14 protein-coding genes are annotated in these 13,575 nt (G+C 47.6%); all 14 read left to right on the top strand.

The window, feature by feature from the left end; all coding sequences use genetic code 11:
- Positions 1–710 precede the first annotated feature (710 nt).
- The 14 genes from rpmE (at position 711) to wecB (ending at position 13,069) form a co-directional block, all read left to right on the top strand.
- The gene (gene rpmE / locus NCCP2331_RS12070) at positions 711–929 is read left to right on the top strand and encodes a 50S ribosomal protein L31 (RefSeq protein WP_153720832.1); all 219 of its coding nucleotides are present in this window, start codon (positions 711–713) and stop codon (positions 927–929) included.
- Positions 930–1,034: 105 nt separating this feature from the next.
- Entirely contained in the window at positions 1,035–1,634 is a 600-nt protein-coding gene (locus NCCP2331_RS12065) for a thymidine kinase (RefSeq protein WP_153720834.1), read from the top strand.
- 90 nt (positions 1,635–1,724) lie between these two features.
- Positions 1,725–2,801, top strand: a complete 1,077-nt coding sequence (gene prfA / locus NCCP2331_RS12060; RefSeq protein WP_251671009.1) for a peptide chain release factor 1 — start codon at positions 1,725–1,727, stop codon at positions 2,799–2,801.
- A complete protein-coding gene (gene prmC, locus NCCP2331_RS12055) occupies positions 2,794–3,645 on the top strand; it encodes a peptide chain release factor N(5)-glutamine methyltransferase (RefSeq protein ID WP_251671007.1) in 852 nt (283 codons plus the stop codon). Before prfA ends, prmC begins: the two co-directional genes overlap by 8 nt.
- A 47-nt stretch (positions 3,646–3,692) precedes the next feature.
- Positions 3,693–4,259 carry a stage II sporulation protein R gene (locus NCCP2331_RS12050; protein WP_251671005.1) on the top strand — a complete coding sequence of 189 codons (567 nt, stop codon included), beginning with the start codon at positions 3,693–3,695 and terminating at the stop codon, positions 4,257–4,259.
- 60 nt (positions 4,260–4,319) lie between these two features.
- Positions 4,320–5,351 carry an L-threonylcarbamoyladenylate synthase gene (locus NCCP2331_RS12045; protein WP_251671003.1) on the top strand — a complete coding sequence of 344 codons (1,032 nt, stop codon included), beginning with the start codon at positions 4,320–4,322 and terminating at the stop codon, positions 5,349–5,351.
- Between the two features lie 63 nt (positions 5,352–5,414).
- Positions 5,415–5,918: a manganese efflux pump gene (locus NCCP2331_RS12040; protein WP_251671001.1), complete on the top strand. Its 504-nt coding sequence runs from the start codon at positions 5,415–5,417 to the stop codon at positions 5,916–5,918.
- A gap of 56 nt (positions 5,919–5,974) precedes the next feature.
- Positions 5,975–6,421: a low molecular weight protein arginine phosphatase gene (locus NCCP2331_RS12035; RefSeq protein WP_251670999.1), complete on the top strand. Its 447-nt coding sequence runs from the start codon at positions 5,975–5,977 to the stop codon at positions 6,419–6,421.
- Entirely contained in the window at positions 6,418–7,716 is a 1,299-nt protein-coding gene (locus NCCP2331_RS12030; RefSeq protein ID WP_251670997.1) for a methyl-accepting chemotaxis protein, read from the top strand. The genes NCCP2331_RS12035 and NCCP2331_RS12030 overlap by 4 nt, the downstream gene beginning before the upstream one ends.
- A 970-nt stretch (positions 7,717–8,686) precedes the next feature.
- Positions 8,687–9,127 carry a ribose 5-phosphate isomerase B gene (rpiB, locus tag NCCP2331_RS12025; RefSeq protein ID WP_153720842.1) on the top strand — a complete coding sequence of 147 codons (441 nt, stop codon included), beginning with the start codon at positions 8,687–8,689 and terminating at the stop codon, positions 9,125–9,127.
- An 18-nt stretch (positions 9,128–9,145) separates the two neighbouring features.
- Complete coding sequence (locus NCCP2331_RS12020; RefSeq protein WP_194841038.1) at positions 9,146–9,691, top strand: TIGR01440 family protein; 546 nt, start codon at positions 9,146–9,148, stop codon at positions 9,689–9,691.
- Positions 9,692–9,745: 54 nt separating this feature from the next.
- A complete protein-coding gene (glyA, locus tag NCCP2331_RS12015; RefSeq protein ID WP_251670995.1) occupies positions 9,746–10,999 on the top strand; it encodes a serine hydroxymethyltransferase in 1,254 nt (417 codons plus the stop codon).
- 306 nt (positions 11,000–11,305) lie between these two features.
- On the top strand, positions 11,306–11,935 hold the full coding sequence (gene upp, locus NCCP2331_RS12010; RefSeq protein WP_153720846.1) for a uracil phosphoribosyltransferase: 630 nt from the start codon (positions 11,306–11,308) through the stop codon (positions 11,933–11,935).
- Positions 11,936–11,950: 15 nt separating this feature from the next.
- The gene (gene wecB, locus NCCP2331_RS12005) at positions 11,951–13,069 is read left to right on the top strand and encodes a non-hydrolyzing UDP-N-acetylglucosamine 2-epimerase (protein WP_251670992.1); all 1,119 of its coding nucleotides are present in this window, start codon (positions 11,951–11,953) and stop codon (positions 13,067–13,069) included.
- The last annotated feature ends 506 nt before the right edge of the window (positions 13,070–13,575 follow it).

The following is a 13,575-nucleotide window of genomic DNA, read 5'->3' as shown; positions in this document are numbered from 1 at the left end:
ATGGCTTGAGCCTCCTCGTCGCTTTGCTCCTGCGGGGTCTCAAGGCTCATGCTCATAACGCTACGCTTTTACTCGCAAAAGTAATTGCTATTCCCGCAGGAGTCGCCCGTCTTCCGTTTCAATCCTTACTTTGCTAATACAAACACAGAGCAAGAGCACTGAAGTTTTCTAAAATCTGAGAAGTTTTGATGATCACATAGTATATAAAATTTCATGTCTCATTGATCATTGCTAAGTTCAAAGCAGTTGAAACAATTTTGAAATTTTATTTTAGATTCAGAGTACATCAGCTTGTAAGATTCAACGAGCAACACTTAGTATTTTGTGATACATAGTAGGGATTGGAGCGTCGGGTGGCGACTCCCGGAGGATCAGCCCGACAGGTGAGACGACTTTGGGGAGCTCGCGACCAAGTCGGCTCACCGCGAGCCCTCGGGAAAGCGTCCACCCAGAGCGCAAATCCCCTACTGCATACAAATTAGCTCTAAACTTCATTAAGATCTAACCCAATAAAAACCCAAACCAAACTGTTGCACAGCCTGTCCGATTTTGATATACTATTCAAGTACGGTATTTCCGTACAACTGCATATACAGCTGACAAATACGGGCTGTGTACGGCATCGATCCGTTTTATTGGCATCTGCCGATAGAACGCCTTATAAATTTATACTCTGTTCCAGATGGTTCAGGGCGAGAGGAGAGAGACCGATGAAAGCAGGAATTCATCCGGATTACAAACTTGCAAAAGTAACTTGCTCATGTGGCAATACATTCGAAACAGGTTCTGTAAAAGAGGATATTCGAGTGGAAGTATGCTCAGAATGTCACCCATTCTACACTGGACGCCAAAAGTTTGCTGCAGCGGACGGCCGTGTCGACCGTTTCAACAAAAAATACGGCATCAAGTCAGAACAAGAACAAGAGTAATCAAATGCCAGATACCCGTCAGGTGCAGTCGTGCCAGACGGGTATTTTTATAATCGCAGCAAGATTCCAACCATACATAAGCAACAAGCTGAAAGGAGATTGACCATGTACGTTTCAATGCAAGGCGGCTGGATGGAAGTCATCTGCGGCAGTATGTTTTCAGGAAAATCGGAGGAGCTCATTCGCCGGATTCGCCGTGCCGAATTTGCCAAACAGAAAATCGCAGTATTCAAACCGGAAATCGACGATCGCTACAGCGAAGAAGCGGTTGTCAGCCATGATGGCACGTCGATGATCGCCAATCCGATTTCCAAAGCGAGAGAAATACCGAACCTCGTGACAGATGATTTCGATGTGGTCGCCATTGATGAAGCACAGTTTTTTGATGAAGAAATCGTAGAAGTGGCGATAGGCCTGGCCAATCGCGGATTTCGTGTCATCATCGCAGGTCTCGATCAAGACTTCAGAGGAGAACCGTTCGGACCGATGCCGCGCTTGATGGCAGTTGCCGAATTGGTCACGAAACTGCAGGCAGTCTGCACGGTCTGCGGATCTCCTTCGAGCCGCACCCAGCGGTTGATTGACGGACGTCCGGCAAGCTCTGATGATCCGATTGTGCTGGTCGGCGCTTCTGAAGCTTATGAGCCGCGCTGCCGCCAGCATCATGAAGTACCAGCGGGCATCCGTGCAGAACAAGCTAAATAAAAAACATTCACCGTCTATCCAGAAGCTCGAACGGATAGGCGGTTCTGCTATACAGAAATAACCCAATACTCCAGAAGAGGTGAAATCATTATGTTCGACAGACTGCAGGCAGTGGAAGACCGTTACGATCGGCTCAATGAATTATTGAGTGATCCGGAAATCGTCAATGACCTGGATAAATTGCGTACGTATTCGAAGGAACAATCCGATTTGCAGGAAACCGTTGAAGTATACCGGGAATACAAAGAAGTGCAGGCTCAATACAAAAACGCGAAAGAAATGCTCGATGAACCGCTGGATGACGACATGAAAGAACTTGTGAAGATGGAGATCGATGAATTGGAAGAACGTATCGAGCCGCTTGAAGAACAGCTGAAAATACTGCTCGTTCCGAAAGATCCGAATGACAATAAAAGTGTCATCATGGAAATTCGCGGTGCGGCAGGCGGCGACGAGGCCGCTTTATTCGCAGGCAGCCTCTATCGCATGTATACACGTTTCGCCGAAATGAATCACTGGAAAGTGGAAGTGATCGATTCGTCACCGACTGAACTTGGCGGTTTCAAGGAAATCATCTTCATGATTGACGGCAATGGAGCGTACTCCAAATTGAAATACGAAAACGGGGCGCACCGCGTGCAGCGCGTACCGGAGACAGAATCCGGCGGCCGGATTCATACGTCGACTGCCACGGTCGCTTGTCTGCCGGAAGCCGAGGAAGTCGAAATTGAAATTCATGATAAAGACATTCGTACGGATACATTTGCCTCATCCGGACCGGGCGGCCAATCCGTCAACACGACAATGTCTGCAGTTCGTCTGACACATTTGCCGACTGGCATCACGGTATCGATACAAGATGAAAAATCTCAAATCAAAAATAAAGAAAAAGCGATGAAAGTACTGCGTGCACGTGTGTACGATAAGTTCATGCAGGAAGTCCAGGCAGAATATGATCAAAAGCGGAAATCCGCAGTCGGTTCGGGAGATCGTTCGGAACGGATTCGAACTTATAATTTTCCGCAAAACCGCATTACTGACCATCGCATAGGCCTGACAATACAGAAGCTTGACCAAGTAATTGAAGGAAAACTGGACGAAGTGATCGACGCGCTCATCATTGAAGAGCAGGCACACCGTCTGGAAAGTCTGGATCAAAATGACTGAATCGATTTGGGAATCTGTTAAACGCGCCCAGGATGTGCTGGATGCCCGCGGGCTTGATGCAAATGCGGCGGAATTAGCGATGCGGGCAGTCACGGGAAAAAGCCGGTCCGACTATCTGGCGAGCCTGCGTGAAGAGCTGCCGCATGAACTCCGCTCGCAATTTTCAGGCTATATAACAGAACTACTGACAGGCAAACCGATCCAATATATTCTCGGTGAAGAGTCTTTTTACGGTTATTCATTTGAAGTGAATGAACAGGTCCTGATACCGCGCCCGGAAACAGAGGAATTGGTTTATCATGCGCTCGAGCGTGCGAATCAATTATTCGGAACCCGTCCGATTGAAATGGCAGATATCGGCACAGGAAGCGGTGCGATTGCAGTAGCTTTCAAAAAAGAACGCCCCTCCGCAAATGTGACGGCTACTGATTTCAGCAAAGAAGCGCTAAAAGTTGCCGCTCGCAATGCGGAGCGCAATGATGCCGTCATTACATTTTTGCAGGGAGATATGGAAGAACCGCTCACACCGCAAAAGTGGGATATCATCCTTTCCAATCCTCCCTATATAGCCGAACAGGAAAAGAAAGAAATGTCTGCAACGGTATATGGTTTTGAGCCGGCGTCCGCTTTATTCGCCGAAGAAGAAGGACTGTATTTTTATCGGAGACTTGCAGCACGTCTTTCTCCTATGCTGAATAAACCGGCTTTCATTGGCTTTGAAATTGGTTATTTACAAGGAGAGAAAGTGCAGCAATTCCTGCAGGAAGCCTTCCCGCAGGCGAAAGTGGAGATCGTTCAGGATATCAATAAAAAAGACCGAATGATATTTTGTGAGATTACATGAATAAAATCTCTTTCTGCGGCTCATGATAGAGTGCAGGAGGGGATGACATGTTACAAGATTACACAATTGAAAAACCACAAACGAAAACTTCTAAGGTTCTTGCTATTATAGAATTTATACTGGTGCTGCTCGCAATTCAAGGAGTTCTGATCCTATTCTATCAGCCGGCGGAAACTAGTGAAATGCCGCAGTTTCGCATATTGGCAAATTCCAATACGGTTGAAGACCAGCAGATGAAGCAGCAGATTCAACAAGAAATTGCCCCGCTGCTCGCTTCTGCAGTCAATGAATCGGGAACGCCGGAGCAGATGCAGCGCCGAATCGAAGCAGCAAGCGCGGAGATTACACAGCTGGCAGCTCATCAGGCAAACGGGCTTTCCGTGACATTCGAACACCAGGCGGCACTCATTCCGCCGAAACGCATCGGTTTTGCGATTCAAAAACAAGACGTGTATGACAGCTATATTTTGAAAATCGGCAAAGGCAAAGGGGATAATTGGTGGTGTGGATTGTTTCCGAATGTTTGCTATCCCGAAGAAACTGCAGCGGTTGAAACAGACGAAGAACCTGTTACATTCTTCATTTGGGAGTGGATAAAGTCGATCTTCTCGTAAAACTATTCACAATTTTTGTGGATAAAATCAGTAAAATGTGTATAAGAAGGGGTTGGACAGATGGAAACGCAAATGAAATCAGTGGATAACCTCGTGGATAATGAAAAGACATATGAACAAGCTGTGGATATCTTGAAATCGGGCGGCCTTGTCGCATTTCCGACTGAAACAGTATACGGACTCGGAGCAATTGCCACAGATGAGCAGGCAGTGCAGCAGATTTTTGAAGCAAAAGGAAGACCTGCGGATAATCCGCTCATCGTACATATCGGAAACAAATCGGATACAGTAAAGTATGCGGCAGAAGTGCCGGAAGTGGCAGAGAGGCTAATGGAAGCTTTCTGGCCGGGGCCTTTGACGCTCGTCATGGAAATGAAACCGGGCGTTATCGCGAAAACAGTCACGGCTGGCATGCATACTTTGGCGATCCGCATGCCTAATCACCCTGTAGCCTTGGCACTGCTGCAGAAACTTCAGCTGCCTGTTGCAGCACCCAGTGCGAACCGCAGCGGAAAGCCGAGTCCGACAGAAGCGGAGCACGTCTATCATGATTTATTCGGAAAGATTCCGCTCATTTTAGACGGCGGCGCAACAGGAATCGGCGTGGAATCTACGGTACTGGATGTCACGGTTACTCCGCCCGTTATTCTGCGTCCCGGCGGTATCTCCAAAGAGCAGATAGAAGAACTGATCGGCACCGTTCATTTGGCAGCTAAGCCGGAAGATCAGACAACAACTCCGCGAGCGCCCGGCATGAAATATACGCATTACGCACCGGAAGCTCCTTTGTTCGTCATCGAACCGGACGCCGCCAGATTGGAAACTGCGCTGAATAGTATTCATCGGCAGGGAAAACGGGTTGCTGTGATTGGTCCCGATGAATTGCATACAGCGAATGCAGACTGGTACTTTTCGACAGGAGCAATAAGCAGCCATGAAGCGATGGCGGCGAATCTTTATAAAGCGATTCGGCAGAGTGATGCCACGGAAGCTGATGTGATCCTCGCAGTCGAAACAGATCTCTCGGGTATCGGTGCCGCCGTCATGAACCGGCTTGAAAAAGCTTCAGACGGCAAACGTTTTTCGGAATAAACGAATAGCCCTCTTCAGCAGACGCATAGGATAGATGCATGTGAACTGCGAGGGGGCTTACTTTTGATTGAAATTATAGCAGCAATTGTTACGACAGTTGATATCCTCATTGTCTATACCGTTTTGCAGCTGCGGCGCGGAAGATTGATGATCGCGCTGTGGACAACATTATTAAATATGCTATTGCCGCTCGTTGGTTTCTATATGGGAGAATGGACCGTCCACCTTTTTGCGGGCTGGAGTCAGGTACTTTCCGGTGTTATGCTCGGATTAATCGGCTTGCATATCTTATTGGATGACGGAGAACAGCCGTCAATGATTCACAAGATGTCACCGATCTTCCTGGCACTGATGGTTAGTCTGGATGCGTTCACCGTCAGTGTAACATTCGGCATGATGCAGCTCAATAAATGGTTGTTCATTTTTGTTTCAGGCTTTTTCTCATTTTTCTTTTCTATCATTGCATTGTTATCCACAGGTCGGATACCTTTCATCAATGGCACATTTATTCGACGTATAACCGGCGTGATTTTCATAATAATAGGTGTAATGTCCTTCATGTTTTAACAATTACTGTTTCTTTTTTCTCATATATCCGTTATTCTGTATAGTAGGTGAAGAAAATGAAAATTTATTTTATTTGTACAGGCAACACATGCAGAAGTCCGTTAGCGGAAGCGCTGCTGAAAAATGAAAACTTGCCTGGTGTGGAAGTAAGATCTGCAGGAATATATGCGATGGATGGACAGCCGATTTCAGCGAATTCCGCTCGGCTACTGACAGAAGCCGGTATTTCATTCGATGGATTCTCCAATGAACTTACACCAGCCGATATGCAATGGGCCCAACTGGTTTTAACAATGACAGCGGGCCACCGGGATACGCTGCACCGCAGTTTTCCTGACATGAAAGATAAGATTTTCACATTAAAAGAGTATGCAGGTGCAAGCGGAGGACTTGATGTCCATGATCCATACGGCGGCGACTTGGCGACATACCGCGAGACGTACATGGAACTGACAGAACTCATTCAAACCATCGCCCGGCAGCTTTCGGAGGGAAAACAATGAACGAAACTAGAACGAAAAAAGTGGGGCTGCGCAAAAAGCTGGTCTTATTTGTCGTAATTCTTGCAGTCATCACATATTCAACGAGTGCAGTATTTATTAATTGGGTGCAGCCGACATTCTTCCCGAATACTCGGCCATTCGTATTTCAGTTGCTGACGTACGCAATGGGGATTATGTGGTCGGGGATTTTAGCGGCACTGTTCAGTATCATTTTGACCAGGCCTCTGCAGCGTTTGGAAACTGCTGCGATGAAAGTGGCGGACGGGAAAATTGGCGTGGATATTCAATTACCAAATTCATCCGATGAAATTCATTCGGTATCTAAAGCGTTCCAGCAAGTAGTGTTGAATTTGCGCAGTATCATCGAGCAGATCGAATCGAATTTCCAGGCAACAGTCCAGTCAGTTGACGCATTGACGAAAGAAACAAGCGCGGCATCCGGTCAGTCTGATGCGATTGCCCGTACAATCGGTGAAATTTCAAACGGTGCAGAGACGACTGCGGCTGCTATTCAGGATACAGTCCATGCCATTGAAAATGTTCGGCAGCTTGCGCAGGAAGTAAACAGCCGCGCAGGCCAGTCATCCGAGCATTCGAAAGCGATGCTGAAAGAGCTGCATACGACAACGGATGTATTTCAATCCGTGCTGTCCGGCATTCATCAAATGACCGAACAAAGTGAGCAATCATTGGAAACGATTCAAGTGCTGGATGAAAACGCCCATAAAATCGGTGAAATCGTTGAAGTGGTAGGCAGCATCGCCGGACAGACGAACCTATTGGCACTGAATGCTTCTATTGAAGCCGCGCGCGCAGGTGAACACGGCAAAGGTTTCGCCGTTGTTGCGGAAGAAGTACGCAACCTCGCTGATGAGAGTGCCAACGCCGTCCAAATGATCTCGGCACTTGTCCAAAGCATCCAGTCAGACGTCAAAAAAGTCGTCTCTGATATGAAACGGCAAGTCGACACGGCAGCCTCAGAAGCCGAACGAGCAACGAAAACCAATGAAAACGTCCAGTCCATGACCGAGACGATTCACACTATGGCCGCATCGGTAGACGAAATCACCGAGATCGTCAGCCGCCAGATGCAGACAATCGAACGCACTGCAAGACAGTCGATGGAAGTAGCCTCCATTGCAGAAGAAACGTCAGCAGGCGCAGAAGAAGTCCGGGCGGCCACAGAAGAGCAAGTAGCCTCTATTGAACAAACAGATGCCAAAGCACTCGAACTCAAGGTGCAGTCCGAAGAGCTTTATAAAGTGATCCGGAAGTTTGACCGAACTCCAGAATAGTTATAAACCTCCCGCTAAACGTCAGAATATTGATGGACAAGCGGGAGGTTTTTTTATGTCGTGCTGGCTTGGTAGTTTGCAGGAAGTTTGAAATAAGTGTGTGTGTGCAGTTTAAATTCGCTTCGGCGCTGGGGGATTGCCTTACGTGATAAGCCTACTGGCAAAGAACGCGGCTAGCTGCCAAAGAAGCTTCGCGGATGATCATAGTACCAGCTCAAGCGCTCATAGCTCAGCTTCAGCCGCTCATAGATACCGGCCGCGTGATCATTCGGCTCGGCTGCGTGATCATCCAGCATCCCGCCGTGATCATTTAACCAGACTTCGCGCTCATAGCCGCTCCGCAGTTGCGCTTTCGCTGGTGTTAGGATGTAAGTTATGTTGCTTTTTTGCAGTGTATAGATTTAATTCGTATAGATTTCGTAACTCGACTTTGTAAACGCATTGGTTACAAGAATTTTAGCCTTTGCAGGATATTAATTATTGCATGAAATACCTAACCTATCATAATCATTCTAATATTATGCTCATACTGCCTACGCACACACAAAGTATTGAAAAACCAGCCAGTGTACCGGAGTGGAAGGCAACCTAAGTACGCCGCGTCCTGCGGCAACGGTTGCATGACTCACTTCGTGTGAGCCCGCGACTAAAAACACTCCGGGAGGATCAGCCCGATAGGATGAGACAACTAAAGGGAGCAAAGCGACCAGTTGGCTCACCGAGGGCCCTCCCGAAAGCGTCCGCCTGAAGCGCAGGGGAACGGTCTCCCGCCACTTACCCCTCTTTCACGCCGAAATAAGTAGCGTAACACGTACGATAACTATATTCTATCACCACAACGTTCGCCTTTATTGGCATTCCATACAATATAAAAATCAAAAAAACCAAAACATTGCAGTAAAACCGATGATTTTTTTATCTAACAATGGTAGAATAAGCGATAAGTAAAAATTAGAAATGAGGGTGCGCAGTGAAAATTGCAATTTCTTCGGACCATGGAGGCAACAACCTCCGTCACGAAATCATCAACCTGCTGACTGAAATGAACATTGAGTACACCGACTACGGCCCGGACTCCGACGCTTCCGTCGACTATCCCGACTACGCCGTCCCGGTAGCAAACGCCGTCGCAGCAGGCGAAGCAGACCGCGGAATTCTAATCTGCGGCACAGGCATCGGTATGTCGATCGCCGCCAATAAAGTCAAAGGCATCCGCTGCGCGCTCGTTCACGACACATTCAGCGCAAAAGCAACACGAGAGCACAATGACTCCAATGTTCTTGCGATGGGTGAACGCGTCATCGGCCCCGGTCTTGCACGTGAAATCGTCAGTACATGGCTTGGAACGGAATTCGAAGGCGGCCGTCATGAGCGCCGTATAGATAAAATGATGGATCTCGAAAAGCAATAAAGAAAGCAGGTGAACGATGTGGATGCCATTCAATTATGGAAACTGCAGCTGGAACAGGCACTGACGGAGTTTGCGGAACAGGCGCCGCTTGCAGCCGATACGATTTTTATCGTCGGCTGCTCCACGTCTGAAGTGGCGGGTTCGCGCATCGGGACGAACGGCGCGCTGGAAATCGGCGAAGCACTGTTTGAACCGCTGCAGACATTCGCTGATAAACATCAGATTCATTTAGCATTTCAAGGCTGCGAGCACATCAACCGCGCAGTAACGCTGGAACGCAAGACAGCCAGGCAATTTAATTTAGAGCCTGTATCGGTCGTGCCGGTTGTGAAAGCGGGAGGCTCGATGTCCGCCTATGTATATCAGCAATTTAGCGATCCGGTAGTAGTGGAGGCCGTTCAGGCGAATGCCGGAATCGATATTGGACAGACCTTGATCGGCATGCAATTAAAGCCGGTAGTCGTGCCAATCCGCACTTCTATAAAGCAAGTCGGCGAAGCAAATATCACATTAGCGACCACTCGTCCAAAATTGATTGGCGGAAGCCGTGCGCAGTACGAATGAAACGTGTACAATAAACAAAGATAGAAATTATCAGAAAAAAGGGGATAGTAACCAATGGACTTAAGCAATGTACAGCGTGATGACGCAGCAATTTTTGAAGCAATCATGGCAGAAAAGAACCGCCAGAATTCCAACATCGAATTAATCGCATCAGAAAACTTTGTAACGGAAGCAGTAATGGAAGCTCAAGGATCGTATTTGACGAATAAATATGCTGAAGGCTATCCGGGTCGCCGTTACTACGGTGGCTGCGAACATGTTGACGTTGTGGAAAATATTGCACGCGACCGAGTAAAAGAATTATTTGGTGCAGCGTATGCCAACGTTCAGCCTCACTCCGGTGCACAAGCGAATATGGCAGTCTACTTCACAGCACTCGAGCCGGGCGATACAGTTCTCGGTATGAATCTATCCCACGGCGGTCACTTGACGCACGGATCTCCGGTCAACTTCTCCGGAATTTTGTATAATTTTGTCGAGTACGGTGTCACAAAAGACGAAGAGGTCATTGATTATGAAGATGTCCGTCAAAAAGCGCTCGAACATAAACCGAAAATGATCGTAGCCGGTGCAAGTGCATATCCGCGCGAAATCGACTTCGCGAAATTCCGTGAAATCGCGGATGAAGTCGGTGCATATTTGATGGTGGATATGGCGCACATCGCAGGCTTAGTTGCGACAGGCGAGCACCCGAATCCAGTGCCGCACGCACATTTCGTGACATCAACTACACATAAAACATTGCGCGGACCACGCGGCGGAATCATTTTATTGAATGAAGAAACTGCTGAAGAATTCGGCCGTAAAATTGATAAAACAGTATTCCCGGGTGTCCAGGGCGGTCCATTGATGCATGTAATCGCAGCAAAAGCGGTGGCATTCAAAGAAGCTTTGGAGCCTGAGTTCAAAACGTATGCACAGCAAGTGAAGAAAAATGCAAAAGCACTGGCTGCCAAACTGAATGAAGAAGGAATTGATGTGGTTTCTGGCGGTACAGATAACCATATCGTCCTAGTAAAACTTCAGTCACTCGGCCTGACTGGTAAAACGGCAGAACATGTTCTGGATGAAATCGGTATTACCGTAAACAAAAATACCGTACCTTTCGATCAGGAAGGACCATTTGTCACTTCCGGTATCCGTATCGGTACACCGGCTGTTACAACACGCGGTTTCAAAGAAGACGATATGAAGGAAGTCGGCCGCATTATCGCGGAACTTTTGAAAAACCATGAAGATAAAAATGCAAAAGAAGAAGCGTGTAAAGCAGTAACAGCTTTGACAGATCAGCATCCTCTTTATTCATAATTCAGCAAGCGTCCGGCCAATGTGCCGGGCGCTTTTTCTAGAGAGGAAGACTGTCTATGAGCACGGCGCTGCAGTTTATGATCACTTGGCCGCTGTGTATGATCAGTCGGCGGAAAGGTATGATCACCGACAGGGATATATGATCACCTGCAGGTTCTGCATGAGCGCGGCTGAATGATGTATGATCATACGCGGTGTTCATTCGCCGGGCGGCAATAATCTGAATCTAAAAACAAAGGACTTCCCTCCGCCTGCCGCGCGATTTCTGTTATAATGTACAAGATATTCCGAAAAGGAGCGATACTAATGGCAAAAGTACACGTATTTGATCATCCATTAATTCAGCACAAACTGACGTATATAAGAAAGTCTGACACGGGAACGAAAGAATTCCGCGAACTTGTGAATGAACTGGCCACACTGATGGCTTTTGAAATCACAAGAGACCTGCCGACAAAAGAAATTACGATTCAAACACCGGTCTGCGAAGCGAAATCCCGCATACTAGAAGGTAAAAAACTGGGTATCGTCCCAATCCTGCGCGCAGGAATCGGCATGGTGGACGGCATTATTAAATTAATTCCCGCGGCAAAAGTGGGGCATGTGGGATTATTCCGCGATCCGGAAACGCTGAAACCGGTTGAATACTATGTGAAATTGCCTTCTGACGTAGCCGAACGCGAATTCATCGTAGTAGATCCGATGCTTGCAACAGGCGGAACTGCAGTCGAAGCCATCAATTCAATGAAAAAGCGCGGAGCAGTCAACATCAAATTCATGTGTCTGGTTGCTGCACCTGAAGGCGTCGAAGTATTGACGGAAGCGCATCCTGATGTTGATGTGTATATTGCAGCGTTAGATGAAAAGTTGAACGAACACGGGTATATCGTGCCTGGCCTCGGTGACGCAGGTGACCGTTTATTCGGCACGAAATAATGGAGGGACCATTCATTGACTAAAAAGTGGAAAGTGATGACGATTTTCGGGACAAGACCGGAAGCCATTAAAATGGCGCCGCTTGTGCTTGAACTCGAAAAGCATCCAGAGCAAATCGAATCGATCGTGACCGTTACAGCGCAGCACCGCGAAATGCTCGATCAGGTGCTCGAAACGTTCAAGATCAAACCTGATTTTGATTTGAATATCATGAAGGAACGACAGACGCTGATCGATGTGGCAACACGCGGTTTAGAAGGTCTCGATAAAATCATGAAAGAAGCGAGGCCTGACATCGTGCTCGTACACGGCGACACGGCGACAACTTTCATTGGCAGTCTTGCCGCATTTTACAATCAAATCGCTGTCGGTCATGTCGAAGCGGGATTGCGTACGTGGAATAAATATTCACCGTATCCCGAAGAGATGAACCGCCAGCTGACAGGCGTTATCGCGGATCTGCATTTTTCGCCGACTGAAAAATCAGCACAGAATCTGCTGAATGAAGGAAAAAATGAAGAAAGTATTTTCATTACAGGAAATACGGCGATCGATGCGCTGCAAACAACCGTGGATCCGGACTATTACCATCCGATGTTCGATCAATTGGGAAACGACCGCCTGATTTTGCTGACAGCACACCGCCGCGAAAACCTTGGTGAGCCGATGCGCAATATGTTCCGCGCGATCAACCGACTGCTCGATAAGTATGATGACATCCAGGTGATTTACCCTGTGCATATGAATCCGGCCGTGCGTGAAGTGGCGGATGAATTGCTCGGCAACAATGACCGCGTTCATTTAATCGAGCCGCTGGAAGTTCTGGATTTCCACAACTTCGCAGCGCGTTCGCATATTATCCTTACAGACTCTGGCGGCGTCCAAGAAGAAGCACCATCTTTAGGGAAACCCGTTATTGTCCTGCGAGACACGACCGAGCGCCCGGAAGGTATCGAAGCTGGAACACTGCGGCTAGCGGGAACAGATGAGGACACGATCTTCAACCTGACCGACACGCTGCTGTCCGATGATGATGAATACGAAAGAATGTCCAAAGCCCATAATCCATACGGCGACGGACACGCTTCCGAACGCATCGTCGAGTCATTATTGAAATACTTATCTTCTATATAAGAAGCAAACAGCAGACTGCAGTGTAAAGCAGTCTGCTGTTTTGATTTAGTTAGATAAAAGGATGACTTTGTGTGGTGGTTGGGATTTTCGCTACAGACAGGGTGCTTTCCGGAGGGCCCTCGGTGAGCCAACTAGTCGCTTCGCTCCCTTTAGTTGTCTCATCCTATCGGGCTGATCCTCCCGGAGTCACCCTGTCTTCCGCTTCAATCCTACCTTGTTTGTATAAATAGCGGGTAAGTTCCTTATACTATTCTAAAATCTAAGAAGTATGCAGGGTCACATAGTATATAAAATTGCATGTCACCTTAACTAATTTATAGCGAGTGATTTAGACTCATTATGAACACTGAACTTATTTCAAAGAATAATAATCAATCAGCTTGTTAAATTAAATGGTCAACACTTAGTATTTCATTATACAAATTAGGGATTGGAGCGTCGGGTGGCGACTCCGGGAGGATCAGCCCGACAGGTGAGACAACTTGAGGGAGCGCAGCGAGAGAAGG

This window comes from Sporosarcina sp. NCCP-2331, assembly GCF_023707945.1.
Lineage (GTDB): Bacteria > Bacillota > Bacilli > Bacillales_A > Planococcaceae > Sporosarcina > Sporosarcina cascadiensis.
Note: the sequence above shows the minus strand (reverse complement) of the source record. Positions and strands in the feature narration are given on the sequence as shown.